Annotated in this window: 30 protein-coding genes; all 30 read right to left on the bottom strand. The window is 58.6% G+C overall.

Annotated features, from left to right (window positions below; translation table 11 throughout):
* Window positions 1-150: 150 nt before the first annotated feature.
* The 30 genes from smpB to ACTQV4_RS03860 all read right to left on the bottom strand — a co-directional run bounded on the left by smpB (window position 151) and on the right by ACTQV4_RS03860 (window position 24,582).
* Complete coding sequence (gene smpB, locus ACTQV4_RS03715) at window positions 151-621, bottom strand: SsrA-binding protein SmpB (RefSeq protein ID WP_196025254.1); 471 nt, start codon at window positions 619-621, stop codon at window positions 151-153.
* Entirely contained in the window at window positions 611-1,528 is a 918-nt protein-coding gene (locus ACTQV4_RS03720) for a hypothetical protein (RefSeq protein WP_427727424.1), read from the bottom strand. The genes smpB and ACTQV4_RS03720 overlap by 11 nt, the downstream gene beginning before the upstream one ends.
* A gap of 191 nt (window positions 1,529-1,719) precedes the next feature.
* Window positions 1,720-2,553 carry a helix-turn-helix domain-containing protein gene (locus ACTQV4_RS03725; protein WP_441569317.1) on the bottom strand — a complete coding sequence of 278 codons (834 nt, stop codon included), beginning with the start codon at window positions 2,551-2,553 and terminating at the stop codon, window positions 1,720-1,722.
* A 46-nt stretch (window positions 2,554-2,599) separates the two neighbouring features.
* Window positions 2,600-2,878 (bottom strand): hypothetical protein, encoded by a 279-nt coding sequence (locus ACTQV4_RS03730; RefSeq protein ID WP_441569318.1) that lies wholly within the window; start codon window positions 2,876-2,878, stop codon window positions 2,600-2,602.
* A 250-nt stretch (window positions 2,879-3,128) separates the two neighbouring features.
* Entirely contained in the window at window positions 3,129-4,091 is a 963-nt protein-coding gene (locus tag ACTQV4_RS03735; RefSeq protein ID WP_441569319.1) for a hypothetical protein, read from the bottom strand.
* 2 nt (window positions 4,092-4,093) lie between these two features.
* Complete coding sequence (locus ACTQV4_RS03740; protein WP_441569320.1) at window positions 4,094-4,399, bottom strand: hypothetical protein; 306 nt, start codon at window positions 4,397-4,399, stop codon at window positions 4,094-4,096.
* Between the two features lie 9 nt (window positions 4,400-4,408).
* Complete coding sequence (locus ACTQV4_RS03745) at window positions 4,409-4,822, bottom strand: hypothetical protein (RefSeq protein ID WP_441569321.1); 414 nt, start codon at window positions 4,820-4,822, stop codon at window positions 4,409-4,411.
* 79 nt (window positions 4,823-4,901) lie between these two features.
* Entirely contained in the window at window positions 4,902-5,027 is a 126-nt protein-coding gene (locus ACTQV4_RS03750; protein WP_441569322.1) for a hypothetical protein, read from the bottom strand.
* Window positions 5,027-5,401, bottom strand: a complete 375-nt coding sequence (locus ACTQV4_RS03755) for a hypothetical protein (protein WP_441569323.1) — start codon at window positions 5,399-5,401, stop codon at window positions 5,027-5,029. Before ACTQV4_RS03755 ends, ACTQV4_RS03750 begins: the two co-directional genes overlap by 1 nt.
* Window positions 5,391-6,455, bottom strand: a complete 1,065-nt coding sequence (locus ACTQV4_RS03760) for a hypothetical protein (RefSeq protein ID WP_441569324.1) — start codon at window positions 6,453-6,455, stop codon at window positions 5,391-5,393. Before ACTQV4_RS03760 ends, ACTQV4_RS03755 begins: the two co-directional genes overlap by 11 nt.
* 330 nt (window positions 6,456-6,785) lie before the next feature.
* On the bottom strand, window positions 6,786-8,378 hold the full coding sequence (locus ACTQV4_RS03765; RefSeq protein ID WP_441569325.1) for a hypothetical protein: 1,593 nt from the start codon (window positions 8,376-8,378) through the stop codon (window positions 6,786-6,788).
* Window positions 8,379-9,497 carry a BppU family phage baseplate upper protein gene (locus ACTQV4_RS03770; protein WP_441569326.1) on the bottom strand — a complete coding sequence of 373 codons (1,119 nt, stop codon included), beginning with the start codon at window positions 9,495-9,497 and terminating at the stop codon, window positions 8,379-8,381. It lies immediately after the preceding gene.
* Between the two features lie 15 nt (window positions 9,498-9,512).
* Window positions 9,513-9,758 carry a hypothetical protein gene (locus tag ACTQV4_RS03775; protein WP_441569327.1) on the bottom strand — a complete coding sequence of 82 codons (246 nt, stop codon included), beginning with the start codon at window positions 9,756-9,758 and terminating at the stop codon, window positions 9,513-9,515.
* Between the two features lie 13 nt (window positions 9,759-9,771).
* Complete coding sequence (locus ACTQV4_RS03780; RefSeq protein ID WP_441569328.1) at window positions 9,772-10,893, bottom strand: hypothetical protein; 1,122 nt, start codon at window positions 10,891-10,893, stop codon at window positions 9,772-9,774.
* Window positions 10,893-13,049 carry a hypothetical protein gene (locus ACTQV4_RS03785; protein WP_441569329.1) on the bottom strand — a complete coding sequence of 719 codons (2,157 nt, stop codon included), beginning with the start codon at window positions 13,047-13,049 and terminating at the stop codon, window positions 10,893-10,895. Before ACTQV4_RS03785 ends, ACTQV4_RS03780 begins: the two co-directional genes overlap by 1 nt.
* Before the next feature lie 3 nt (window positions 13,050-13,052).
* Entirely contained in the window at window positions 13,053-15,887 is a 2,835-nt protein-coding gene (locus ACTQV4_RS03790; protein WP_441569330.1) for a phage tail tape measure protein, read from the bottom strand.
* A complete protein-coding gene (locus tag ACTQV4_RS03795; protein ID WP_441569331.1) occupies window positions 15,887-16,012 on the bottom strand; it encodes a hypothetical protein in 126 nt (41 codons plus the stop codon). The genes ACTQV4_RS03790 and ACTQV4_RS03795 overlap by 1 nt, the downstream gene beginning before the upstream one ends.
* A 95-nt stretch (window positions 16,013-16,107) precedes the next feature.
* Window positions 16,108-16,485, bottom strand: coding sequence for a hypothetical protein (locus ACTQV4_RS03800; RefSeq protein ID WP_441569332.1), 378 nt, complete (start codon window positions 16,483-16,485; stop codon window positions 16,108-16,110).
* A 47-nt stretch (window positions 16,486-16,532) separates the two neighbouring features.
* Complete coding sequence (locus tag ACTQV4_RS03805) at window positions 16,533-16,688, bottom strand: hypothetical protein (protein ID WP_441569333.1); 156 nt, start codon at window positions 16,686-16,688, stop codon at window positions 16,533-16,535.
* A 2-nt stretch (window positions 16,689-16,690) separates the two neighbouring features.
* Window positions 16,691-17,251 carry a hypothetical protein gene (locus tag ACTQV4_RS03810; protein WP_441569334.1) on the bottom strand — a complete coding sequence of 187 codons (561 nt, stop codon included), beginning with the start codon at window positions 17,249-17,251 and terminating at the stop codon, window positions 16,691-16,693.
* A 1-nt stretch (window position 17,252) separates the two neighbouring features.
* Complete coding sequence (locus tag ACTQV4_RS03815; protein WP_441569335.1) at window positions 17,253-17,657, bottom strand: hypothetical protein; 405 nt, start codon at window positions 17,655-17,657, stop codon at window positions 17,253-17,255.
* On the bottom strand, window positions 17,654-18,022 hold the full coding sequence (locus ACTQV4_RS03820; RefSeq protein ID WP_441569336.1) for a hypothetical protein: 369 nt from the start codon (window positions 18,020-18,022) through the stop codon (window positions 17,654-17,656). The genes ACTQV4_RS03815 and ACTQV4_RS03820 overlap by 4 nt, the downstream gene beginning before the upstream one ends.
* Window positions 18,006-18,320 carry a hypothetical protein gene (locus tag ACTQV4_RS03825; RefSeq protein WP_441569337.1) on the bottom strand — a complete coding sequence of 105 codons (315 nt, stop codon included), beginning with the start codon at window positions 18,318-18,320 and terminating at the stop codon, window positions 18,006-18,008. The genes ACTQV4_RS03820 and ACTQV4_RS03825 overlap by 17 nt, the downstream gene beginning before the upstream one ends.
* Window positions 18,321-18,336: 16 nt before the next feature.
* Complete coding sequence (locus tag ACTQV4_RS03830) at window positions 18,337-18,639, bottom strand: hypothetical protein (protein WP_441569338.1); 303 nt, start codon at window positions 18,637-18,639, stop codon at window positions 18,337-18,339.
* A gap of 13 nt (window positions 18,640-18,652) precedes the next feature.
* On the bottom strand, window positions 18,653-19,918 hold the full coding sequence (locus ACTQV4_RS03835; protein WP_441569339.1) for a phage major capsid protein: 1,266 nt from the start codon (window positions 19,916-19,918) through the stop codon (window positions 18,653-18,655).
* A 22-nt stretch (window positions 19,919-19,940) separates the two neighbouring features.
* The gene (locus ACTQV4_RS03840) at window positions 19,941-20,807 is read right to left on the bottom strand and encodes a head maturation protease, ClpP-related (RefSeq protein ID WP_441569340.1); all 867 of its coding nucleotides are present in this window, start codon (window positions 20,805-20,807) and stop codon (window positions 19,941-19,943) included.
* Window positions 20,807-21,961 carry a phage portal protein gene (locus ACTQV4_RS03845; RefSeq protein ID WP_441569341.1) on the bottom strand — a complete coding sequence of 385 codons (1,155 nt, stop codon included), beginning with the start codon at window positions 21,959-21,961 and terminating at the stop codon, window positions 20,807-20,809. Before ACTQV4_RS03845 ends, ACTQV4_RS03840 begins: the two co-directional genes overlap by 1 nt.
* A gap of 12 nt (window positions 21,962-21,973) precedes the next feature.
* Window positions 21,974-23,641 carry a terminase TerL endonuclease subunit gene (locus tag ACTQV4_RS03850; RefSeq protein ID WP_441569342.1) on the bottom strand — a complete coding sequence of 556 codons (1,668 nt, stop codon included), beginning with the start codon at window positions 23,639-23,641 and terminating at the stop codon, window positions 21,974-21,976.
* Window positions 23,631-24,089: a hypothetical protein gene (locus tag ACTQV4_RS03855; protein ID WP_441569343.1), complete on the bottom strand. Its 459-nt coding sequence runs from the start codon at window positions 24,087-24,089 to the stop codon at window positions 23,631-23,633. Before ACTQV4_RS03855 ends, ACTQV4_RS03850 begins: the two co-directional genes overlap by 11 nt.
* Window positions 24,090-24,210: 121 nt before the next feature.
* Window positions 24,211-24,582: a hypothetical protein gene (locus ACTQV4_RS03860; RefSeq protein WP_441569344.1), complete on the bottom strand. Its 372-nt coding sequence runs from the start codon at window positions 24,580-24,582 to the stop codon at window positions 24,211-24,213.
* Window positions 24,583-24,608: the final 26 nt, after the last annotated feature.

Consider the following 24,608-nt stretch of genomic DNA (forward strand, 5'->3'; position numbering starts at 1 on the left):
AATGAGCCACACGCAGTTGCGGTGAAAAAGTCCCTATTTAAGCCTGGATACCCAACAAACAGAAACTATTCCACCGCAACTTGCGAGGAGCAGACCGGGAGTACGACAACAGTGATGGATGAACATCCCCGCCCGCCCGGATATCAACCCTTAGCGATTACGCTCCTTAAGCGCGCGATCGATTTCGCGCTGAACGTCACGTTTGGCCATGTCCTCGCGTTTGTCATAGAGCTTTTTGCCACGGCCCAGGCCCAACAGCAGCTTAACGCGACCATCGGCATTAAAGTAGAGCTCGAGCGGCACCAGTGCATAGCCGCGGTTGCGCAGTTTGCCGTCAAGAAAATCAATCTCCTTGCGATGCAGCAGCAGACGGCGCCGGCGATCGGGATCACGGTTCCACACGCCACCGTGACTATAGGGATGGATGTGCAAACCCACCAGCCAGCACTCGCCGCCGCGAATCAGCGCAAAAGTATCGGTAATCTGACAGGCGCGCTCGCGAATCGACTTGACCTCGGTACCGCTCAGCTCAATGCCGCATTCGAATGTCTCGTCGATAAAGTATTCGTGATGCGCCGAACGATTCTTGGAGATGAGCTTGCGCTCGCGCTTACTGGGCATCGCCGGCCTCCTCGGCGTCATCGGCTTTCCCGCTCGCGGCCTCGCGTTTGGCCTTGCGCTCGGCGTTGAGCTCGGCATCGCTTTCGCGCACCAGCTTAATGATCGCCGCGCATGCCTCCTCGCCCACCAGGTCGCGGGCACGGACCGTCAGGCGTGTAGCCTCCTGCTTGTCACCGTCACCCGCAGCGTCGGTCGCACACATAATCAGACAAATGGCAATCTCGGCCGAAGGCGAGGTCGGTACGCCCTGCAACGCCAGCTCGCCCATCACATGCTCATCACTCTCGTCGGCGGCATCCGGATAGGTGGCATGGATCTTGCTGAGCAAGCGCGTCGTATGTGAATCGCCAGGGGCCAAGCGCAGCGCCAGACGTGCGCACCCCACGGCCGCCGAGACGTTCTCGGTCTCGGGCTCCAAAAAGTACTGGCCCAAGTTGGCGTAGGCGCGGGCGGCGCACCTGCCGTCACTCGCACGCTCCAGCACCGAAAACGAAAGCGAAGCCCACTCCTGCTTGTCCTCGAGCGCACGGAACAGCTCGGCCAGATCCAGTCGGTAGTTGCAGTTCATGGGGTCCCAGCGCACGGCCTGCATCAAGGCATTGCGGGCGCTAACATAATCCTGCTGACGGATGTAGGCAAACGCCATGTCGGAGTACAGGCGATCAAAGGGCACCTCGACCTGCACCAGCTCGCGTGGATCCTTTTCCACGCGGCGGTAGGCCAGGCGCTCAAACTTGCTATCGAAGCTAAAGTACTGGCGGTTCTCCTCCGTTTTGCACTCGGCATCGATATACTCCTCGGCGAGCTCCACCAAACGCTCCAGCAGCGGCGTCGCCGTGGCCAGGTCTCCCTGCGCCAGGTAATTCTCGGCATACGTAATGTCTTGTAGGCTGATAGGCAGGTCCATGGCAACTCCTCGGTCCAGGTGAAACGCGGCTCATTCCACACATGCGGTGTATACACAAAACCCGGGTCTCTTGCGAGGCCCGGGCATTCAATTTGTGGTAGCCCGGGCGTGAATTATCCCGAACTTTTCCAAGTGTATCACAGCGTTGGGATACTGCCGCTCAAAGGTGGTTTTGGCGTGCTGCTCGCTGCTTAATAGTTACTTCCAGGCGTACTCACGGCACCATCGTCAGGGTAGCGGAAAGAGTATGAAATCCCGCGCTTGTCGAGCTCGTAGGCTAGTTTTCGAGCAACGGCGTTGGGCCATCCAAAAGGCCCTTCGTCTCGACCGTACTTGTCATACATCTGCTGGTCTCGGTAGTATGTGATCGGAACCAGCACTGGGTTCTTACCAAATTGCTCGACATGCTTGGCAACGACGCCGAGCATATAGCTGACCTGGGTTGCCTGTGACTCTGCGACGTTGTCGAGATAGGCAAAGGCATCGTCTGGCACGGCATAAGGAAATGATGGTTTTTCCCAGCGCTTAATCGTCTGCAAGTGCACACCGAGCGCATCGGCAACATTTTGCTGGGAAAGGCCACACGCCTCACGCAGTGCCTTGAAATCCGCCTTTGTCCTCAGCCTGCAAGCGTCCTTTTCTATAACGACTTTAGAGTCCCAATTGCCTGAGTAGCTGTAAATCTCACTCAAAGCAGACCTCAGATCTGCCATGTCATCGCACTCAACCTCGGTAACGTCGCCATCGGCTTCAGTGATTGTATAGACTCCATCGCCGTCCCAGGATTCGCTGACGTCCTTGTCGAGCTGCTCTCCGTGGTCGTGTTTCTGCATGACCTCATTCCAGTCAACACCATCGCGCTCGACAAAGTATCCATTGCCGTGCTGGATTCCATCATCGTCAACGTCGGTCACATACTCGAATATTTCGCTTGCAATGGCGTCGAGGTCGTAATCCTCAGCGAAATCACCACAGACAGGCTTAATTGCCTGGTCGATAACATCCTGGATGCTAGTGTACTTCATGATTGTTAACCCCATTCTGTGCTTAACATGTATGTCTCGGTGATGCTTAAAAGACTTGGTGGCAGCGGATTGTGTACGAGCGCTTGATCGAATAGCAGGAGTCATTCGCAGAAAGCGTCATCTTTGCAACCCACTCACGAGCCTCGCGTTCGGTGGCATAAACGTTAACGTCATCGACGCTCATAACGTCAAAGAGATCGTCATCATAGAAGATGTTGACGCGGGAAACGATGTAGCACTCTCCGCTCTCGGTGATACAGGGACGCTTACGAACGTCGTTAAGAGCCAGGATCTCTTCGTCGGTGATGCGGTTGATGTCAGTCATGATGTTCTCCCCTCGGGATTGCAGGTGCCTCTTGCCCCTGTCGTTGTCTTTATTATGCTACCTTTGGTAGCAGTACGCAAGTATTATCTTGAACTTTTTTGCCAAAAAAAATGCCCACCCCGGCAGAGCCGGAGTGGGCGAAGCACTATTTGCGGTTAATAAAAAGGCACATGGCGAGCACGCCGACAGCTGCTCCCAGCTGTGCGCCTAAAAGCACCAGGAGGATGTTGCCTAGCATCTCAGCTCCTAACTAAGCTGCATAGAGCTTACGCTTGATTGCCTGAGCGACTGCTTTGTTGGTGTCGGGTCCGTGGTAGCCATCAGCGCCGCACGAGCCGACCGATATGCCGTTTGCGATAAGCCATTGCTGGTGCTTGTGGATGGTGCCGCTGCTCATCTGCCGCGCCTGCACGCCACCGACGCCTGGATAGATGGCGCATCCGACCTTGCGCTGCAAGGCGAGCACCATGTCGGAGCCACATCCCTTGCCGGTCTTGGTCCATTCGACGCATCCATGGTCGACCGCCCAGAAATATCTCTGGTGAGCTACATGCTGACCAGAGATCACTCCATCCATGGTCGTGCCGAGCTGCTTTTGGATTGCTCGCGTGAACTTTTGGCCCCAGTAACGCACGTCGCCGAGATCTGGATCGGTGTTGTCGGCGACCTCGGTGTTGGCGCCCGAAAGCGTCTTGCCGTCGTTGATCCAGTAGAGCGTGCCGTCCCACGGATAGGAGTAGTACGCCTTGATATTGGACTCGCGGCTGTTTTGGTCGCCCTTGGTGCCAGTGATGGTGCCCTTCTCAGAGATGGAGAATTGCGCCAAGAGATCACCACGCTTTGAGCCGTAAGGAGAGATACACACGGCGGTGTGGCACTTTTCGTTGAGGTAGATATCGCCGCGCTGCGCAGACTTGACACCCATTTTGCGCCAACCGAAAAGACCTGTCTTGAGCAGCTGATAGCGCATGTTGCCGGTATATGTGGCACCGAATGTGTAGATGCCGACGGCGCGAAGTGCCGTGATGACGGCAGACGAGCAATCGCGGTCGCCGCCGGCAATTGTCACGGTCGTTCCATCAGAAAGCCTGATAGTCTCGGTGGTGCCGTCGCCCATGCGATTGTATTGCGAGTATCCATGACCGGAGCCGCCGTCATGGGTGACGAGGTGCTCCATGACCTGCGCGAATGCCTCGCGCTGGGTAATCGCCATGGCTAGTCATCCTTGACATCGCCGAGCGCGAGCAGCGCATCGAGCCATTTGTCGGTGATTCCAACGCTCTTGAAAGATGCGTAGGCAACCTGGACGCCGCCAACGCATGCAAAGATTGATGTCACCCAGGCGCCTGGGTCAGCCGGCATACCGCTTGCCATTGCCGTGAGCGCGCCACACATAACCGATACTGCGATCGCAGTCCATCGAGCGGCGCTGCCGGTCATTGCCTTGGTCTTGATGGCCTGCACGATGTATGGAGCCACGAGCACCGTGGCCACCGTGAGGCCCGCCTGAATCTCTGTCATTTTGTATCCCTATCTTGTAGATTCTCTGTCGTAGAGCAGGTCGACTCTGTCGCAGATGTGGTCGACCTTTTGCGCCATGCCCTGGCTGCGCGCCTTGCTATGAACTAGATCTGAGTGGAGGACATCATTTGACGCCACGACGGATTCCATCAGGGTTTTCATGGCCTCCATGAGTGAATTTGACCGCTCCATCTGAGCTGCAATCCGACCCTCCATCTCAGACCGCTCGCGGTCGCGCTGGGCTCGCTCCTTCACCTCGTCTTGCTTGCGCTCCTCGCGCTTGATGTCGAGGGCGCTCTTGCGTTCGTTTTGGAGCTTGTACTCTTCGAGAAATTGCTTGCCGAAATAAAAGGCGATGAGGGCCAACAGTACGCCTCCAAGCCACGCCGGGCCATATGGGACGAAGAGCTTTAGAATTTCCATTAATTCACCCCCTTTGCCCCTTCCCAGGGCTAGCCACCATCAGCCAGCGCAAAAGAAAAGTCCCCTTTCGGGGCCAGTCCTACTTGTCAAGAATCTTTTTGACGGACGCGCGCCAAATGACGTTCACGTCATCAATCTTCCAAGGCTCGCCGGTCTTTGGATTGATCGCCCCATCCTTGATGAGGGTCGCGTAGATTGCTGCCATTAGACTTCACCTCCCGCAGTTGCGATCATGTCGCCGAGCTCGGCGAGCGCCTGAAACGCAGTCTCAAGCTGCTTTCCGTTGTCGGAGACAGCCCGCTCAGTCGCATCGATGCGCTCGTCGACCGTGCGATTGCCGGCGATCTGCTGCTCGGCGATTGCATCGAAGTCGGCCTCGATTTCCTCAGGAGTTGGCGTGCCGATGCGCTGGAAAAACAACGTGTTGCAGCGCCAAATCTTGTAAGGCGTGCCGTCAGGACCGTTATCGACGGTGTCCTCGGTGATGTCCTTGCGGAGCCAGATGTTGGCGATTGGACCGTCCTGGATGACCGTCACCTTTGCGGGCTCACGGTCGCAAAACTCAAGCTCAAATTGCATGAGAACTCCTAAATCTGTCGTGTCTAGCGATTACCTTTTTGGCTTGGCGTCGTGCCGGATAGAGGCCGTTGTCATCGCAGAATCTCTGGCTGTCGGTGTGCTTGAACCATCCGCAGTAGGCGATCAGTCGGCGCGCCATCCTCAGATTCGTCGGTTTTCGACGGAATCGGAATAGCGCTCGACGGCCCTTGCGAAAGGTCTTGTCGCGGATAGTGATACGCTTGCGCCTGACCACGGGCCCGGCGACGTCCGTCGGCTCATCGTCGGTTGCCTTGCAGACCTTCCATGGCTTGAGATTTAGTCCAAACTCAGCCTTGAGGTACTTCGCGAGGTCTCGCGCTGCGCACTTGAGATTGCGCTTGTCGCTTCCGAACAACCAGATGTCATCGACGTACCATGCCTGATGCTCGACAAGCGCCATGCGCTTGCCGCGGCGAGTTTTGTGCATGTCCTCGACATGGTGGTAGCCAAAGCTCAGGATGAGCAGCGCCATCCTGAGCGAGAAATAGCTGCCGATCATCAGGTGACCGTCCGGATACGAGTCCATGATCGCCTTGGCGATACCGAGCACAACGCTCGAGCGCACATACTTTTCGAGCACTCGCATGACGTCAGAGCACCTCACGGACTCATAGCAGGATTTGACATCAAGATGCACATGGTAGGCGCACTGATTGACCCACTTCTGCACCGTTGGCGCCGCGCGAAACTGTCCCATACCAGGTCTGTTGACCTGCCAGTAGCCGGTTTTCGCGCGCATGAGCGAATCGATGGCGAGGTCGACGGTGTAGCCGCAGATTTGCTGCTTGACACCCTCGACGCCAATGTTGCGCATCTTTCCGCCGTCTTGCCTCGGCCTCGTGCTCAAGGGCTCAAATCGTAGTGTGCCGGCATTGGCCTCGGCTACGATCTCGGCGATAAGGACATCAGGTGAGCCGTATTCCTTGTACACTCGCCATTCATTGGTCCGGCCCGATTCGCCGGACCGCCAATTCTCATAGGCCATGCCGACGAAATTAGCATCGACGGCAAGGCCATTGCAGTAACTTTTCATTCGACCAATTCAGCTCTCTGATTGCATTCCGAGCGGTCGGCAAATGACTACTGGCCCGGTGGTCTTATATGCCATTTCACTTAGTTAAGCCAGGCGAGCCCGATGCTTCCACCGGGTACGCTACCGTGCGGGTTTTTATGGGAGCTATCAATCAGATTCGCGCGAGGCGTTGTTCCACCTCGCCCTGTCCGGCCTGTTGTTGAGGTTCGCGCGGCGCAAGCCAGCGTTGGAGCCATTCCTGAGGTTGCCGAACACCTGGACGAAAGGAATTACACCTGCATGCACGGCAGGTCCCTGGGCCGTTTTTCAGGGGCGCCGCCCCTCTGCCGACTACGCCGCCAGAGGCGGCACGTCGGCATTCACCCTGTTTCGACCATTTGTCGAGACGCGCGAGGCGTCGTCCCACCACGCCCCGCCCGGCCCGCTGTTGAGGGACGCGCGGCGCAAGCCAGCGTGGGAGCCATCCCAGAGGTTGCCGAACACCCGGACTTCATACGTATCGGTTTTCTTGCCGCCGTAGTACCAGATGCTGTCACCGACACCTGCGCCGGTGGAGCCGCCGGTGCCGTAAGGCACCAGAGAGCCCTTGCCCTTGACCATCGCCGACGGGTACATCTCGCCATCGGCGGACTTGATCGGCAAAGTGAAAATCTTAGTGTAGTCGGAGGTCACGGAGGTAGCAGATTTGGACGTGTCCTCGACAAGGTAGTAGCCATAGCCGTCATCATCGCCCTTGACGAGCTGATCGCCGAGAATCTCCCAGGCTCCGAGCATGACCTCAATGCCTTGGATGGCAAAGGGCTCGCGACCGGATTTATTGTCGTAAGGCGAGCCGTCGCCGACGATGCCGACGGTCGTGCCGGGATTCCACGGAGCCGTGGAGACGATCTGACCAACCTCAGTCGAGATATTGCCACAGTCGAGCGTCAGCACGACGTTGTCACCATCGACCGTTTTCTTGATGATATTGGCCTGATCAGCGATGTCGAAAGCATCGGCATTTCCACGGTCTCGACCTGCGACCGTGGTGGTGCCGACCATGATGGCGGATCCGATGGGCCACTTGTCAGCGACGGTCTTGGCGATGGTTACGGTGGGCGCACCGGTGCCTGCCACCGTGACTGGCGTCTGCTCGGTATGATTCGAGCAGCCGGCGAAATTGGCCTGGCTCGACTTGTGAGCGTACTTGAGAAGATTCATCTCGTACAGATAGTCATAATCGGCTGCGGTGTAGCCGCTGTACTCGGTGCCCTTCTTCTTAGCGGCCTCGTTCATCGAGTTGTGCGAGCAGCTGCGGGTCCAGAGCTTGGCGCCGGCGACCGAGCAGGGCTTTCCGGCGGAGTCCTTGGATGCCCCGAATGCAGCGCGGCACATGAATGGCTCAAGAGTGCCGTCGATGCGCAGCGATCGGTCCTCCGGGACGTATCCCACGTGTGGACGGTCTGAGCAGGCGACGCGGTACTTGCCATCGACTATGCCATGGAATACGTAGCGCACTGGTGCGAGTGCGAAAACATCGCGACCGTCGGTATAGCTGAAATTGCCGAAAGAGCGCATGCCGGTGATGTGCCAGGTGCCGGCATCGTCCTTGTAGCCGTTGACATGCTCGTAGCGGAACGGGCCGACGCCGATGTAAGGGTCGGTGCCGGGCTTGAGCAGCGTAGACGGCACAGGATTGGCGATATCGGCGTTTGCGAGGCTCTTGGTGAGAGTCTGGACGGCATCGAGCGTCTGGTCGACGGCATAGATCTTGCCGTCACTCTCGGAGCTTAGCCATCGCTGGATGGACTTGACGGTGAATTCGCCCTTGGCGGCATCCCACTCCGGATAGGGCGCCGGTGCGACATTCAGGCTCAGAATGGCATCGGCGACATCGCCAAAGCCCTTCTCAAAAGTGTCGTTTACTGGAAAGATGTGATCCATTTATCCCTCCTGGACGGTCGTATCGACGATTACAGGCCATGTGTCGCCGTTCTCATCGGCAATGCGCTTGAAATACATGCTCTTATCGGCAGAAATGGAGCCTCGCGCCTCCTCTGCCGCGAGACGTGCATCGGCGGCGGCATCAGCCGTCTCCTTGATGGCAGCGGCGGCGCTGTCTGCAGATTTACCGGCGCTCAAGGCACTGGCCGCGGCAGCATCCTCGGACTCCTTGGCAGCGGTGGCAGATGCTGTCGCATCATCGCGAGCCGCCTTTGCAGTAGCGGCGGCAGTGGCGAGCTTGTCGTGCATCTCGGTAAATGATGTATCGCGCTCGATCTCGTTAGCCGCACGCTCATTTTCAGCGGAGACACGCGCCAGCTCATCGGTCGAGCGCTTGGTCTCGGCAGCATCGCGCAGCTTCTCCGACTCAACTCGCGCGGTCTCGGCGTTGACGCGCTTGGTCTCGGCAGCGGCGCGATATTTCTCGGACTCGACTCGCGCAGTCTCGGCTGTCGAGCGCTTTGTCTCTGCAGCGGCGCGAGATTTCTCGGCATCGGCACGCGAGGTCTCGGAGGTCGAGCGGTTGGTCTCGGCAGCTGCTCGAGACTTCTCGGCCTCGGCTCGCGCGGTCTCAGCGGTAGCGCGTGCAGACTCGGCATCAGCGCGCTTTGTCTCGGCAGCGACGCGCGCCTGCTCGTCGGATTTCGCCTGCTCGAAAATCGGAATGTAGAGCGTCGCCTGCTGACCGCCGATGTCGGCGTTTTGCAGGACCTTGACCGAGCACGACTCGGTCGTGTCGAGATAGTCCTCGCCCCTGTAGATCTCGTAGTACCAATGTGCGAGGCCGGCATCGGTCGACATCTCAGCCGGAAGCACATGGCGGACCATGCCGGCTGGAGCGTTAGCGACCTCGATCTCGGTCGGGCCCACGAGCTGACCGGTGCCGGTGGTGCCGATGAATCGCACGGTGCAGCCGGTGAGATCATACGGGATGCCCTTTGAGGCGATGCTCACCGTGAGATCACGATTTCCGCGCTCGCCGCGACGCAGCGGGTCGATTCGCTGCTCCCTAAAGGCATTCTCGGGCTTTTTGGTGTCAAACGTAAGCTCTTGAGCCATAAAGCACCTTTCTTTTTACTTGATTAGCTTTGCGATTGCGGCGCACTGTCCGCTCGACATGACGAGGACCAGGACGGTGTCGCCGACCTTTGCGTCGCAGTACCGCGAGCAGGAGGTCAGGTTCTCGGCGGCGGCAAGCCGCACCTGGTATGCGCCGTCCTTCACCTCCATGACCTTGCCTCGCACGTGGTAATCGGGCGAGCGCGGCGCTTGACTGAGCCGCAAGGCGCGCTCGGCCTCGCGTACCATGCTGTCAGCCATGGTCTGGCCTCCTTTACGCTGCGATGACCTGACCGGTCACATCGACCAGCAGGTCGCGCCTGATGAATTCTCGAATCTTGATATTTGTCTCTGCGGTCGGTGTGCACGAGGTATCGATTGAGGTGATCGCTCCCTGGCGCTTTATGCCCGAGTAGAGCACGCCGACGGCATCGTTGATTTCCACCGGCACGAGCAGCGTCTTGACCTTGGTGTACTGGATCTCGGAGCTGCCATCGAGCAGCTTCTTTCGCGCGAGCGCCTTGAGGTTTTCAAGCCGCTCATCCTTGGTCTCACCATCGAGCTCGCTGACCTGCTCGACGGTTGAGTTCTCACGCCACGATCGCGAGGGCAGAGATGCTCTGCTCTCAGGGTCGATGTTACGAGCCTGAGCGACATACGTCTCATCATCCGTCTCATAGGTGAGCACCACGATGTTTGGCGTATTGCGCCAGTCGTTTTCAGACGAGATTCCCGGCATGAGCGTCGAGGTCTCGTCATTGGCGAATGTCCAGGCGAGCTCGCGCGCGGTCGGCTCGACGTAGGGCTTGAGGATGACCGTGCCGTAGGCATCGGTATCCGCTGATCCATAGCCGGCGGCATCTAGCAGGTAGTTGACCACATCCAGCAAAGAGTCATCAGGCGCGAACGTGTGGCCGCAACTCAACAGGTAGCCGGATGACTGGCAGTTGGTACGCAGTCCGGCGCCGGTGATGATCTTATTGGCGGCGGCGATGGCGTTGGTGCCAGCCGTGACCGTATATGGCACCTTGAGCTTGGTATCGGACAGCACCTTGAGAAGCGAATAGAGCTTCGCGCTGCCAGACTGCCGCACACCTCCACCATCGAGCGAGGTGTAGTCAGGCTCGTCAGATTCCACGAGGACAGTCGCGCGTCTCTGCTCGACCGTCACGCCGTTTCGGTCGCGGAAAGTGTAGATGAGCGCGAGTGCGTCAACCTCATCGGGCGCGGTGCCGAAATAATTGAGCGAACCTGACGTCTTGAGCGTATCGAATGCCGAGCGGTTGATACTAGCGCTCTCGATGTTGCCGTAGAGTCCGAGCTCTTCCCATGTTCCCCACTTGATTCGACGGTAGAGCCATCCGGCATCGTAGCGCGCGTCCTTCCAGTCGGCCATCAGACCTCACCGCCATCGACTCTCGTGATGGACACCGAGACCGAGGCGCTGTAATCCTCGAAGCCGTCATACTCCTCATCGATTTTCGCCGATGCGGAGCAATGGAAAACATCACCAGACAAGCCCTTGTAGATCTTGTCACCGGAGGCGAAGGTCATGCTCTCGAATGCGCGAGCTTGATCGCGCGACTCGACCCATCCCGAGAATTCAATCTTGAGTGAGCGTTGACGCGATTGGACGAGCAGAGGCCACGTCCTGCCATCGAGCTCGACGATCTCATCGGACGGGCGCGTCGGCGTGCGCGAGCCTGATGGCTCCCACATCGCCTGAGCTATACCGCCATCGTAGATAATGAACCACCACGGCGTCTCAATGATTCCGGTGGCGGTCGACGTGTTGACGGCGCCGGTGCCGGAGGTCGTGACGGCCTCATAGGTGTACTCGACATTGAGAGGAGCGAAACGGTCGATGACCTCGGCACCGTCGCTCATGTCCGAGCCTATCTTAATGCGACCGGTCTCAGTCACACGGTAGAGGTCGAGGCGCACGGCAGTGGCGAGCTCGCTGTCGCGCGAGAGCCTGACCTGCACGGTCGCGCATCCGGTGACCGGGTCCGTCTCGACGAAGATGTTTCCGCGCTGAGGAAGTCGGAACTTGGTCTTGACAGTGCGTTTCGTGGTCGCCGTGAGCGACGAGGTCGATCGGGACGTGACGTTGATGACGTAGGTCTCGCCATCGAACGGGACCCACTCGTCGGTCGTGATTGTGGTCGTGAGTGACTTGCCGAGCGACTTTGTAAAGACCGTCTCGTCGCCGCGCGTGATCGTGAGCGTCGATGACTGCACGGTGCCAGATTGGTCGATATACGTCAGCTTTACCGAGATCGGCACGTCAGTGATGACGAAGCCGTCCGCAGGCTGCTCGATGACCACGGTCGGGCGCTGACGCACGGTGAAGGTACGGTTGGCCGACCAGGGACCAAAATTATCATCGGCGCCCTTTGTGCGGACGCGCCATACGACCTGCTGATTGACGCCATAGACGTTTGTCTTGACGATTGTGCTCTGGTTGCCGGCGACTTCATCGACCGTCCAAGTGACTCCACCGTCGGTGCTGATGGCGAGCTCTGCCTTTTGCTGGTCTGAGCCGTCATACGGGTTGTGTCGCCACTGGTATGCGACCGTCGGCTCGTTGGATGCGATGACACCAGACGATGCCGGTGTCACGAGTGTCGGCGCCATAGGCGGGCAGATCGTCACGACGGCATCGGACTCGGACCACGCGCTGACGAGGTCGCCGCGCACGTTGCGGGCGCGCAGTTTGAACGTGCCGCCGCCGAGATCGACGTCGAAAGTCTTTACGACGCCGTCGACTGAGATAGAGTCTCCCCATCCTCCCCAGCCGGTACTCCCCTGCTTGCATATCTGATACTCGAGCGATGTGGCCGTGTTCGAGCTGTTGTCGAGCACGGCGGTGACGATCGTGTTGCTCTTGCGCGCAACCGAGACGAATTCCGGCGGTGACGGCGTGTTGTAGACGGGTCCGGCGTACTGGTATCCAGGCGCCGAGCCGCTGTAGTTGTTTGGTATGACTCGCCACTCATACGAGTGGTCAGGTGCGGTTGATGCGGTCCATGACGTCGGCGAGTTGGTAAGGTCGGCTACATTCGACCATGCACCGCCGTCGATGCGCTGGTCGATGTAGATGTGTCGGTACGGACGGGCGGCATGGGCGTTGTTTCCCCACGACAGCTTCGCGGAGCTGTCCGATTGGCGCTCTACCTTGAGACCGGAAATGTTGTAGGGCTGCCATTCCGGCGCGCTGACCGTCTCTACGCCGTCGACCGACGATTTGTGGTAGGCGCCGGAGTATGAGGTATAGTCAGCCGATATGTTCGAGCGAGCCGTATAGCCGTAACCAGGGTCTCCCCAGTCACACCAGCCGGTGTCCGCATAGATGCCTTGACCGTAGAGCCTGACGGTCTGTCCCCAGCTCGTCTTGAGCACTGTGCCGTTAAAAGACGAATTGGCGGACACCTCGACGTAATAGCGCGCCTGGACGTGGACGATGTCGTCACGGTAGTTGCTGAAGCTGTAGGCGACAACGACGCGGAACAGTGCGCTGGGGCCAGCCCAATTGCCGTAATGGTATCCCATGCGCTACCTCCCATTGGCAGTCATGGCCTGGTCGATGGCGCCGAAAACCTTGTATGCGACCGCATCGGCGATCTCATCGGCGTTGCCCTGGGCGTAGACGGTAATCTGCAAGTTATTGGTCGAAGATGCGGCAGCATGGCGCTCAAATGTGTCCTCGATAAAGCCGCGAAGGATCGAGAGCGGCAGCACAGCCTCAGGACCGGCCTCGCCGCCGACCATGGCGCGGTCGCCGTTGAGTCCGAAAAGCGTTGGCCTGGTTAGGATGCCGCCTTTGGCGTACCACTCGACGCTAATCTTGGGCGTCCTCGGCGGGACGATGGAGAAATCACCGCTGATGGAGAAGTGCGGCAGGTTGATGTGTGGCAGCTGCAGCTTGCAGCCACTGAAAAATCCCGAAATCGCATTTAGCGCTCCGGACACAGTAGATTTCGCTGCGCCGAGCTTATCTGAGAAGAAAGTAACGACACCCTGTAGGGCTCCGCCCACGATTGAGGTGATCGCATTAAACTGACCGGAAAAAACGGAAACCACTGAACCAAGAATTCCGCTGATCGCACCGGCAAGGCCATTTAAAATTCCAGACGCTATAGAGGACAGACCATTTAAAATCGTCTGCACTCCATTTTGCGCCATCGTAAAATCGCCGGTAAAAACACCGACAATTACGCCAAGAACGGTATCAATTACACCTTGGATGACCGCCATCCCGCCGGTTATGACTTGGAGCAAGCCCGATGCAAAAGCCATGGCACCTGAGACGATGAAACCGAATCCGGTGATGTAGCCATCGACCAAGGATTGAAGCGCCGGCAGAAGGCCGGTCGTGAAAAATACCGCCAGGGCATCGAGCACCGGTTGGATCTGCGCGACCGCCTGTGAAATCGTGTCACAGATCTGCTGCCAAATCCCCATGACCGTGTTGCGGAAGCTGTCATTGGTATTCCACAGGTAGACGAGCGCTGCCGTCGCCGCGGCAATCGCGATTGCGACAAGTCCGATCGGTGAGAGCAGGAAACTGACTGCACTGCTAAGTGCCGTGACACCGCCTGAGACGGCGGCAAGAATCGGCACGATGTTCGCGCCGATGGCAAATGCCGCGATGCCGGCGGCACCGCCGGCCACGGCGGGCGCGATTTGGTCGAAGTTGTCGATGAGCGTGCCGATTGCCGGGACCACATCGTTGCTGATGGTCTGGACGCCATCGCGCAATGGCTCCTTGAATTTGTCGTAGAGCTTGAGGCCGACTTCCTCGAGCGCTGAGTCGAGATTGCTCAGGTCGCCGGCGAGGTTGTCGGTCATGGTCGCGGCCATGTCCTGAGCCGCGCCATTGGAGTTATACAGCTCGTCGCGGAAACTGCCGAGCTCGTCGGTTCCGGCATTGAGGATGAGGTTGAGGCCCTTGATGGAGTCAGCCGTAAAGGTCGATTGCAGCGCGCTCGCCTTTTCAGCGTCGCCCATTCCATTCGTCGCACTCTCGACATCGCGCATGATGTCGACCATGTCGCGGTAGTTGCCGTTAGCGTCCATCACGGCGATACTCGCGTCGCCGATCTTGATGGCACCATCGGACATCTTCGCCGTCATGTCTCGCATGACGGCGTTTAGTGCAGTACCGGCCTCGGAACCCTTGAGTCCCTGATTGGACAGCTCGGAGATAAAGGCCGTCGTGGTCTGGACATCCATGCCGGCGGCGTTGCAGTTGGCGGCGCAATTCTTGAATGCGGCGCCAAGCTGCTCGACATTGGTATTGGCGTTTCCCTGGGCATACGCCAGAACATCCGTCATTGTGGCGGCGTCGCTCGCCTGCATCGAGAATGCCGACAGGTAGTCGGTGAGCAGGTCTGATGCCGATGCGAGGTCCATCGAGCCAGCCTGTGCGAGCGTGAGCACACCATTGATGCCGTCGAGCGATTGCTCGGTATCCCAGCCGGCAAGCGCCATGTAGCCGAATGCGTCGGCTACCTGAGCTGCCGAGAACGTGGTCGTGCCGCCGAGCTCTCGTGACTTAGCCTCAAGGCGCGCCATGTCATCGGCGCTCGCGCCGGACAGCGCCTGGACGTTTGACAGCGACAGCTCGAAGGTCTTGCCGAGGTCGATGACCTCCTTGGCGGTATCCTTTGCACCCTGAGCGACGCGCGAGAGCGCATCGCTCGCGAGATTGGACAACACGCCCTTTGCGACCGTGAAGCCGTCGTTTGCGCGGTCTGCTGAATCGGCGAGGTTATCCTCCTCGCGCGCAAGCTCTGACGCGGCGTCCTCGGCGGCGCGCATCTTGGACTCATTTTGACGGAGCTCTGAATTGAGCTCACGAATATTGCCCTCAAGCTCCTTGGCCTCGGTCGAGTCCTTGCCCTTGGCGATGACGGCATCGGCATATGCCGTCTGCAGTTGCTTGAGATTCGAACGCTGCTCGCTGATCTTGTTGGACAGCTGCGTGTAGGCGCTCTCGGCCTGTTGCTCGGCGTCGGCCTGCTTCTCGATCTCGGTGCTCGTCTGGCTGATGGCGGCACGGACGTTCTGCTGCGCGGCCTTTGCCTGGTTGAGCTGATTGGTGAGCTTCTGGGACGATGCCGAGTTCTCGCCAAAGGCTGCGTTGGACGCCTCGAGCTGTGAGGCGAGTGCGTTGATCTTCTGCTGTAGCGTCTCGTCCTGCTGTTCGAGCAGCTTCTTCTTGCGCGTCAGCGCCTCGACCGATGCGCCGGTGTTCTTCATCTGAGCAGCATTGAGCTTGAGCTCGCCACGGAGCGTGGTCATGGTCGAGTTGGCCGACTTGATGGCGGCACGGAATTGCTCTGTTTCAGCCTTGAATTTGATTTCGACCGTATTCTTGCTCGCCACTACTTCTTTGCCTCCTCTCTGAGCTTGTTCTCGACAGCCGATTGCCAGAGGTCGTAGGCGTTTTTATTCGCCATGACGCTCAGCAAAAATGGGATATCGGCGTTAAAAAAAATGTCCTCGGACATGCCGAGGACGAGGACGTAAAAGGCGTAGGCATCTTCAACGTCAGTGATCTCAAATTTCGGAGGACGCGCAACCAGCTTGGTTTTCTCCTTTGCGCCTAGTTCCCGAGCGCGCTTTCGGAATGGCTCTGAAAACGCGCCATCTCTTTTGGGGAGATAAGCGCCATCGCAGCCATCGTGACGGCGTTGACGTCGGCGGGCGCCACGGCGATAAACTCGTCCTGCGTGAGCGCATCGGCGAGCGTGCCGTTGTCCTCGATGTACTGGCAAAGATATCCGCAATACACGATGTCGAGCATCTTGAGCACGTCATCGGCAGCTCCCTCCATGACCACATGGCTGAATTGCGAATAGAGCTGTTTGTTGAGCGCTCGGAGCTTGATGAGCAGTCCCCAGGTGATCGTGAGCTTGAGCTTTGTGCCGTCACTCATCTCGATCTCGGTCGAGGCATTGATGTTGCGCTTGGGCTTTGGCATTTCGCGTCCTCCATAATGGCCGAGGCGCAAAAGCGCCCCGGCATCGGCTAGTTAATCTCCTGTACGAGGTCAGGGTCGACCTTGCGGATCTCGGCAAGGCGGTTATCGGTGATGTTGAGCACATCGCCGACGGCGTGAATGCGCTTGGAGCGGCGGTCGATAAAGGACTTAACGACCTGGACTTTCACCTTTTTGGTCGCCATGGCTACTCAGCCGCCTTGACGAGCTCCGGTGTGAAGCTCTCCATCCAGGCGTTCTTGACATCCTCGGTGGCATCTTCGAGGTCACACTCGTAGTGGCCGAAGCCATTTTCATCCGGCGAGAATCCGATTTCGACCTCGAACTCGGCGACCTCCTCGGCACCGTTCTCGATCTTAGATGCAGGACCGGTATTCATCACGCAGACGGGCCATGCCTTGAGCTTCTCGTTTTCGTCCTCATCAAAGACGCGACCGGTCAGCACGAATTCCGGATGAACGGACGAGCGACCGTAGGCGGTGACGCCAGGCTTGAGCTTGTCGGAATTCATGGCCATGAGGCGGTTATAGAGGTCTCGGGGCATGTGCGCGGTCAGCTTGAGCGTGCCGCTACCTGTGCCGCGCGTGCGCTTCTTTGCGACCACGCCTCGGCACTTCTTCGTGATCTGGATGACCTCGGTCTCCTCCTCAAGGGAGCCGATGCACCCGATCGGGCACGTCTCGGTGCCGAGCTTCACGACGAGCTCACGCACTTCATACTCGGAAAAGACGGTAGTTTTGATCGCCATCTCAACTCCATTCATTTGTTATTGCCTGCACGCAGCGCTCGACAATCCTCGGGATTACCGACTCTGCGCCACGCTTGAAAAATTGCTGATTTCCGGCATGCCTATTGGTGTTGCTGCCGTCATCCGGAAAGTAGAGGTATTGGTAGTTGCCCTTGGCAGCGACCGTTACGGCAAGATTCTCATTCGTTCGGTATTCGGGCCAATCGGACACCTTGGCCGATGCCTTGTGGCCTTTAAAGGTCCTGCCCGATGCATGGATGAGCGGGTTGATGCCACGATAGATGACAGGTCCCGATTCGTTATGCAATACCTCGTTGATGGCGCGCTCGGCGTTGTCTGGATACTGCTGAGCCGCCACGGTGACGGCGGCAAAATCGGCCTCGCCGATAAACGCCCAGCCGCTCACGACTTAACAGCCTTGACGAATCGAAGCGTCATCATCTCAACGACATCCTTGGTACCGGGCTTGGTCGTGTAGTAGTAGCCGATGGCGGTGCTGTGGTCCAGGCGCATGCCCGGGATTGCGGTCATCGCGGCGATCACCTCGGCGGCGGCGCCATCAGGCACATAGCTCTCGCGCACCATCGCGACCGAATACACATTCGTGAACCCGGTCAAGTTATCCTTCGCTCTGGTTTCCTCACGGGAAAAGACCGTGTAGTCCCACGGTTCGCTCTCCTTAAGGCCGGCGGCGGTGCCGTAGAAAACGACATCGTCGACGGTCGCGAGCGCATCGCGGATGCGGTCGAGCGTGCTATCGGGCGTCGACATACGGCACGCCTCCCTCTAGGTAGAGATACATCTCCGTATTGGTCCGGTCGATATGGGCGATTCCGTAGATCGTGGCGCCGATGACCGCTTTCATTCCCGGCTTTACCGCCTGAATGTTGTGGGTGCAAATCTTGGCGCTGCAAGTGAAGCCGAGGCGCTCTGAGACCTCGTAATCCTGGTCGCGCACGGAGCATGAGCGGAAGAAAAGGCGCACGAGCGCATCGAGGTCGTAAGGGACGCTAGGGTTGCGCTTCGCGCCGAAAGAGGACGGCGTACGGGTCTCGGTGTAGATTCCCACCACGCCGTCGCTATAGCTAGGCAGAGGCCGCTTTTTGAGCATATTCCACCGCCAGCCACCGGTCTCGGCACTTGGCGATCTTCTCGGCGTAATTGACCTCGAAATCGTCGAGCGCGTCATTCCACTCGTAGAAGCAGTACGCGAGGAAAAGCGCCTGCTCGGTGCCTCCATCCTCAAAGGTAAATGAGCGCTCGGTGATGGCGAGCATGGAGCGGAGGTCGGAGTCGGCCTGCTCCATGATTTCATCTATGCGCTCATCGACCTCATCGTCTCGGTAGGTCACGCGCAGCTTGCGCCGTACCTTATCGACAAGCGCCATGCGCTACCTCCTCCTAGGCTACGGGCAGTTCATCGGCATTCTCGGCAGTATCGGAAACAGCGCGATCCTCAGATGTGTCGGACAGAGACGCGGCGGCGGCGGAAGCGTTGACGTTCTTGACCGTCACATAGGCCGGGTCGAGGTTGGAGATGTCGAGCACTGCGAAGCTGGTGTTGTCGTATGCGCGGCCAGCTGCATGCTGGACGAGCTTGAAGGTTCGCGCGTCGTCAAGGAAGTGGACGGAGTCATCGAAGATGATGGCGCCGTTGCGCTTGCCGCCGACGGCGAGCGTGTAGTCATCGATAACGCCGAGCACGGCGGTTCCGGTCTTGACAACGTTTGACTCGATGACCTCGGTCGGGAAGGGGAACAGGTCGCGCACGTAGCCACCGACCTCTGGAGCGAGCACGGTGGTCGCCGGCATCACCTTGGTCAAGTAGTCGATCGTGTTGACGAGCAGCACGACGCCCTTGATGTCGCGCATCTTGCCTTTCTCGGTTCGCGCAACCTTAGCGACGAGCTTGCCGTAATCGACAGGCGCGAAGGAAGTAACGGCAACCTTCTCCTTGTCTGGATAGCCGGTCTCCTGATTGTAGTCGCCGTTGGGATTCTTGGTCATACCGATGGGCATGTTGACGCCAGTGCCGTTGACGATAGCATCCTCAAGGCCATAGCCGAGCGCCTCGGCAAGGACGGCGCGGATAAAGGCATCGAGGAATACCGGGCCCATGTCGAGAAGGTCGAGCGGGATGATGCAGAAAGCGGTGTACTTGGCCTGCGTAATGTCGAGGACCTTGAGAGCACCCTTGATCTCGTCGGTGACCTTGGAGTCGATGGGACCCCAGGAGCCCTTCTGGACGGTGGAGTCGTTGATGATCCACTTGGTCGAGTAGCCGGCATTGGCAAAGCGGACCTTGCTGAGCAGCGGTCGGGTCTCGATGAGGTAGCGAAGCACGTCCTCGATGACGGTCTCGGGCATCAGGTCATCGACGTTCTCATCTTTGATGATGTCGATGAAGGACTGCTTTGACTCGGCGTTCTTAAGCGCCTGGGAGATGCCGGTGTACCACGCGGACTCCTTGGCGGTCAGCGTGCGGTAACCACGGTTCGCCAGGACCTGATCGTCCTTGGACTGGCTGTAGAGGTCGAAGTCGGAGCGGATGGACTCGGCGATCTCGTTGCCGAAAGCATCCCAGGCGCTCTCCATCTGCTTTGCGTCACCGGACTGGAAAGCCTCAGCGATCTTGGAAGCGCTCTTGGTGGTCTTGATAAGGCTCATTGAGTCTCCTATCTATTTCGTTCTAATTGGCGAAAATGCTTGCGAATGCGGCGATGCCGCCGGCAAAAGCCTGCTTCTTGTCTGGGTCCTTCTCAGGGTCCTCGGGCTCGTCATCGGGCTCGGTGCCATCAGCGCCGTCACCATCGCCCTCATCATCGTCCGAATCGGAATTGCCGCCATCTGTTCCGGAATCGTCGCCGTTATCGTCGGTGCCGTCACCGTCATCGGTATCGTCCGGGTCATCATCGTCATCCTTGGCGGCGGAACGATGCTCGACGGATTCCATGACGAGCGCCATGAGAGCATCACGAGCGCCCTGAGACGCCTTGTCGCCGCTCTCGAACGTCTCGATTTCGGTGGCAAAGCCCATATCGACAGCGTCGGACGGGCCGATCCACGTCTCGGCGTCCATGAGATCGGTGAGCTCGTCCTCGGTGATGGAGACGCGCGCCATGTAAGCGGACTTTGATGCGCTCGTGATGGTGTCCATATCGTCGGCGAGTTTGCGCAGGTCGGCGGCGTTGACACCAATTGCGCTCGTCCAGGCGTTGTGGATCATCAAGAGCGATGCATCCGACATCAAGCGCTCGTCACCAGCCATGAAAATCACGGACGCGATCGAGCAGGCGAAGCCGTCACAGGTGGTGCGCACGCGCGCCTTGTGTCGGCGGAGCGCCGAGTAGATGGCAAGGCCCTCGGCGACCTCGCCGCCATAGGAGTTGATGTGTACGTTGATCTGGGACACATCACCTAGCTCGTCGAGCATCTTGGACAGCTTCGACGCGCTCATGACATCATCGTCCCACCAGCGCGCGCAGATGTCACCGTAGATGTCGAGGTCGGCAGTCGTGCCGTCCTCGGAGGTAGTGAGCTGGAAGTATTTCTTCACTAGATTTCACCCCCTTGATTCGCGTCGCGGAGTACGTCCTCAACGGCGCCAAGATTCTTGGTGATGAGGCGCTTGTTGGCGAGGTCATCGCCGACAGGCTCATAACCGAGTGCCTTGAGCACGTCGTTGATAGTGAAAACGCCATAGGACACCAGCTGAGAAGCGGATGCCGCGGCATCGAAAATGTCGATGTGTTTGATAGTGGTCGTGTCAACCTTCACCTTTGAGCCGGCCATGATTTCATCTGGCTCGAAATTCTTGCGCGTGACCTCGTCAGAAATCATCTTCGCCTCGGGGTCGACCGAAAATGTCAACATCGTGTTCACGAGATCGCCCATGTTGGTCATATCGCCATACATGATCGATTTCGGGACCTTAAAGGCGATAGCGGCGCTGTCGTAAATCTCTTTACGCAGGTCTGAGATATCGGTAGGCTCGACGGCGTTCTCGACCTTGACCGGCTCAAGGTGCGAGCCCTTGGTCTCGAAATATACCGAGTTGGCATTTTCGATAAAGGTCTTGAGGTTGCGCTTGAGCATGGCCTCGGTCTCGCCCTCGTCCTTGAGGCTACCGGTAAGGCCGCGCTCCATTACGAGCTTGTATTTCTGGCCTGATGTCGCCTTGTATGCCGCCATAGCCGACGCCATCAGCGTCGAGTACGAGTCGAGCATGCTCTCGACGTAGCACGAGACATTCTTGTCGGCTAGCTTGAAGAACATGCATTCGCTCGCCCGGTACTTCTTGATCAGGTTGGCGTTGCCGATGACGATGCCGCTGAAAATGTCCTGTTCGAGCGGATGCTCCTCGATGCTGTAGGAATCTGCTACATAGAAGCTGCCGCCGACGGGCACGACGAGCGCATCGCCGCGCATACAGAGGCGCTCGACGAGCTCGCACCAAAACTGTGCTGCGTTCTGGTTGTCGTTAGGCTCGACGTTCAGGCGGTACCATAGGTCATCGTTGACCTCCTTGCCGTTCTCGTAGACGCGAAAAAGGCACATCGCGAGCGCGTTTGCCTTATAGGAAATGGCTGTCGCGAGTGCGATTGCCTTGAAATAGGTGGCGGCGGCGAGCTCAGACTCGACGCTGCCGCCGGCAGCAGGCTCAATCTCGGCCTGCGTCACGCGCAAACCGAGAAAATCGATAGCTTTCAAACGGCCTCCCCTCTAGAAGGTCATGGTCGGGATGATTTCGATTTCCGAGGTATCAGGCAGGCGGTCGGCCACCGTGAATGCGGCGGCGAGCGCCATGAAGCCATCGGTCTTACGCGATTTGGGCTCGATCTTGTCGTAGCAGTAGTTTCCGTGCGCGGCGGCGGTCAGCTTAACGTTGTTCGCATACCAGCGCATCATCGGATCGTCTCCCCAGGCGATGCGATGGTTGATGAGCGCAGAGTTGACGATGGGCTGAATCTGCATCAGGTCGGACGGGCGCACGAGCTTGACGGTCTTTTCCTTCGCGGAGAAGCCGATTGAATCGAGCTCGCGCATGAAGGTCGAGTGGCGGTATGAGTCGATGGCGCCCTCTTGTATGTCGTAGGTGCCCATCTGCTCGTAGAGCCAATCGGTAACGAGGCTCGCGTGGATCTCGACATCGTCAACGTACTCGAGCAGGCCGCGACGCTCCCACTCATCGAGCGGCGCCTTGATGCGCGCCAAGTCCTTTGACGCGCGGCAGACCCAAGAGTGCTGGATCGCGAAATACTCGTCACCGTCGCGGAAAAGCAGCGCGGCAGCAACGAAGTCCTGGGTTTTCGCGAAGTCGATGCCGAAAACACAGGTCATTCCGGAGAGGTCGGGCAGCTCGCGCGATGCGACCTTGAGGTTGTCATAGTCGGTGAGCTGATAGTCGGGATTTCCCGCCGGGAGATTCATGCGCTTTGTCATGAAGTCGGCGTTGCCCGCGGGATTGTCGAGGAAGTCCTGATACTCCTGCTCGATTTGGCTCACCAAAACCGGCATATATGGCAGGCTCGGGTTCGCCTTGACCCAGTTGCGCTTGTCCGATACCTCGTCGGCGGTGTCGAGCTTGAAGATCAGCGGCAGAAATCCGTTGTCTGGAATCTCGCCGGAGAGGATACGGCGCGACTTATCGAGCAGGCTGTCGAGCACGCCGTCACGCACATCACCATCGGTCGTGATGTACAGTCGGCGCGGATGCGGTTTCTTGCCGAGGCCGGTCGTAAAGACCTTGATGTTGTCGAAGTTCTGGTAGGCATGCACCTCGTCGAAGATGACCATGCCGGATCGCAGGCCGTCCTTCGACTTTGGGTTGTCGGTGCGGTACTTGATGCGCGAGTTGGTCGACCGGCAGACGATTTCCTCTTTGTTCCAATGGAAGCCTTTTTGGAATCGCCGGCGCTGACCGGAGTTCTCGAGAATGTTCCAGATGTCATCGAATGAGGTCTTTGCCTGTTCCTCTGAGTTGGCGCAGATGTCGACATCGTAGTCGCGGATGCCGTTGACCTTGGTTGTCGAGCAAAATGCGATGAAGCTGCAAAAACCGTTCTTGCCGCCGCCGCGCCCCATGTAGGCGAGCTCCTGGGACCAGCGAGGCGTGCCGTCCTTGTTGAACACGCACATGAAAAGCGCGAATGCGAAAAGCTCCCATGGGAAGAGCTCGAACGGGAAATACTTCTCGTAGTGCCGATACGCCGCCAGGCGCTCGGTGTCGATTATCAGTTCCTCGTCGGCGAAAACTCGTCGGAGGTGCGCCATGAGCTGATGTTGCTCGGAGCATGCCCTGACCTTGCCGGTCTCGACCATGCGCATGTAGGTCGTGATCTCGGGACAGTTGATCCGCTTGTGCCGCCGCGCGCGTGCGCTAGAACTCACCCTCGCCGTCATCATCACGGCGCTCGGGAACGACGAGCTTGCAGCGCGCGGTTACGGTGAGACCGAGCGATGATGCGCAAGCCTGCGCCTGCTTAAAGGCGCGGTCCTGGGCGATCTGCAGATTCTTGATGTTGAGCGGGTCGTGCTCATCCATCAAATCTGAGGTGTATCGCTCGTAGAGCGATTCGGATACGACGTAACGCGCGAGGCAGTCGGCATCTGGTTGCCCGAAATTGTCGGGCATGAGCGCCGTCAGCATCTCGGCGTAGCGCTCGAACTCGCTACGAATCTCAGGCCACTTGTCGAGGTAGCCCGGAGGTGACACGCCGCGCAGCGCGACCGGCACGACCGACTCGGTCGCCTTGCGGCGCTCCTTCTCGGCCTTGGTCAGGTGCGACTTGCCGCGCGCGGTCAGCACGTCGACCGGTTGCTTGTTTCGTCCTGCCATCCGCACACCCCCTATCGCTGATTTTCAAAAACGGAATTTAAAATCCGCTGTCCTGTACACCCCCCCGTTGTTCGCCCCCTACGGAATTAGGGGCTATGGGGAGCTGGGGGCCTGCTATGCATCAGTCCCAGCGCTCCTTGGTCACGGGCTCACCCTTGGGCTTGTGCCGCGGACCGTCGAAGCGGCCATGAGCGGCGTTGTGACATGAGTTGCACAGAGGATGCAGCACCTCGCGCCTCGTCCCATCTGGCAGCTCAATGAATCGAGTGAGCGCCATGCCTGGATGCGAATGCACGTGGTACTCGTGGTGCACTGTGTCTGCTCTCACGTAGATGCCGTGGTCCGAGCACGCCTCACACTCAAAGCCATGGTCCTCAAGGACCTCATGCCTCAGTGCTTTCCACTCAGGGCTGTTGTAAAAGACATAGATCTTGTCATCGGCATAGAGCTCGCGAATCCATGACGCGAGCGGCCTGTCGCTCGGGACATGCACGGCGCACCTCTGTGACAAAAGAAAAG

The sequence above is a fragment of the Collinsella sp. LCP19S3_B11 genome, from assembly GCF_052121915.1.
Taxonomy (GTDB): domain Bacteria; phylum Actinomycetota; class Coriobacteriia; order Coriobacteriales; family Coriobacteriaceae; genus Collinsella.

What these genes read in the sequence shown, in the direction of transcription:
- ACTQV4_RS03855 (WP_441569343.1), bottom strand. Translation starts at nt 24,089, where the DNA reads ATGGCAGGACGAAACAAGCAACCGGTCGACGTGCTGACCGCGCGCGGC.
- ACTQV4_RS03835 (WP_441569339.1), bottom strand. Translation starts at nt 19,918, where the DNA reads ATGAGCCTTATCAAGACCACCAAGAGCGCTTCCAAGATCGCTGAGGCT.
- ACTQV4_RS03805 (WP_441569333.1), bottom strand. Translation starts at nt 16,688, where the DNA reads ATGGCGACCAAAAAGGTGAAAGTCCAGGTCGTTAAGTCCTTTATCGAC.
- ACTQV4_RS03830 (WP_441569338.1), bottom strand. Translation starts at nt 18,639, where the DNA reads ATGGCGCTTGTCGATAAGGTACGGCGCAAGCTGCGCGTGACCTACCGA.
- ACTQV4_RS03740 (WP_441569320.1), bottom strand. Translation starts at nt 4,399, where the DNA reads ATGACAGAGATTCAGGCGGGCCTCACGGTGGCCACGGTGCTCGTGGCT.
- ACTQV4_RS03735 (WP_441569319.1), bottom strand. Translation starts at nt 4,091, where the DNA reads ATGGCGATTACCCAGCGCGAGGCATTCGCGCAGGTCATGGAGCACCTC.
- ACTQV4_RS03775 (WP_441569327.1), bottom strand. Translation starts at nt 9,758, where the DNA reads ATGGCTGACAGCATGGTACGCGAGGCCGAGCGCGCCTTGCGGCTCAGT.
- ACTQV4_RS03795 (WP_441569331.1), bottom strand. Translation starts at nt 16,012, where the DNA reads ATGTCCGAGGACATTTTTTTTAACGCCGATATCCCATTTTTGCTGAGC.
- ACTQV4_RS03745 (WP_441569321.1), bottom strand. Translation starts at nt 4,822, where the DNA reads ATGGAAATTCTAAAGCTCTTCGTCCCATATGGCCCGGCGTGGCTTGGA.
- ACTQV4_RS03725 (WP_441569317.1), bottom strand. Translation starts at nt 2,553, where the DNA reads ATGAAGTACACTAGCATCCAGGATGTTATCGACCAGGCAATTAAGCCT.
- ACTQV4_RS03765 (WP_441569325.1), bottom strand. Translation starts at nt 8,378, where the DNA reads ATGGATCACATCTTTCCAGTAAACGACACTTTTGAGAAGGGCTTTGGC.
- ACTQV4_RS03770 (WP_441569326.1), bottom strand. Translation starts at nt 9,497, where the DNA reads ATGGCTCAAGAGCTTACGTTTGACACCAAAAAGCCCGAGAATGCCTTT.
- ACTQV4_RS03760 (WP_441569324.1), bottom strand. Translation starts at nt 6,455, where the DNA reads ATGAAAAGTTACTGCAATGGCCTTGCCGTCGATGCTAATTTCGTCGGC.
- ACTQV4_RS03730 (WP_441569318.1), bottom strand. Translation starts at nt 2,878, where the DNA reads ATGACTGACATCAACCGCATCACCGACGAAGAGATCCTGGCTCTTAAC.
- ACTQV4_RS03810 (WP_441569334.1), bottom strand. Translation starts at nt 17,251, where the DNA reads ATGGCGATCAAAACTACCGTCTTTTCCGAGTATGAAGTGCGTGAGCTC.
- ACTQV4_RS03780 (WP_441569328.1), bottom strand. Translation starts at nt 10,893, where the DNA reads ATGGCCGACTGGAAGGACGCGCGCTACGATGCCGGATGGCTCTACCGT.
- smpB (WP_196025254.1), bottom strand. Translation starts at nt 621, where the DNA reads ATGCCCAGTAAGCGCGAGCGCAAGCTCATCTCCAAGAATCGTTCGGCG.
- ACTQV4_RS03820 (WP_441569336.1), bottom strand. Translation starts at nt 18,022, where the DNA reads ATGTCGACGCCCGATAGCACGCTCGACCGCATCCGCGATGCGCTCGCG.
- ACTQV4_RS03800 (WP_441569332.1), bottom strand. Translation starts at nt 16,485, where the DNA reads ATGCCAAAGCCCAAGCGCAACATCAATGCCTCGACCGAGATCGAGATG.
- ACTQV4_RS03750 (WP_441569322.1), bottom strand. Translation starts at nt 5,027, where the DNA reads ATGGCAGCAATCTACGCGACCCTCATCAAGGATGGGGCGATCAATCCA.
- ACTQV4_RS03720 (WP_427727424.1), bottom strand. Translation starts at nt 1,528, where the DNA reads ATGGACCTGCCTATCAGCCTACAAGACATTACGTATGCCGAGAATTAC.
- ACTQV4_RS03755 (WP_441569323.1), bottom strand. Translation starts at nt 5,401, where the DNA reads ATGCAATTTGAGCTTGAGTTTTGCGACCGTGAGCCCGCAAAGGTGACG.
- ACTQV4_RS03785 (WP_441569329.1), bottom strand. Translation starts at nt 13,049, where the DNA reads ATGGGATACCATTACGGCAATTGGGCTGGCCCCAGCGCACTGTTCCGC.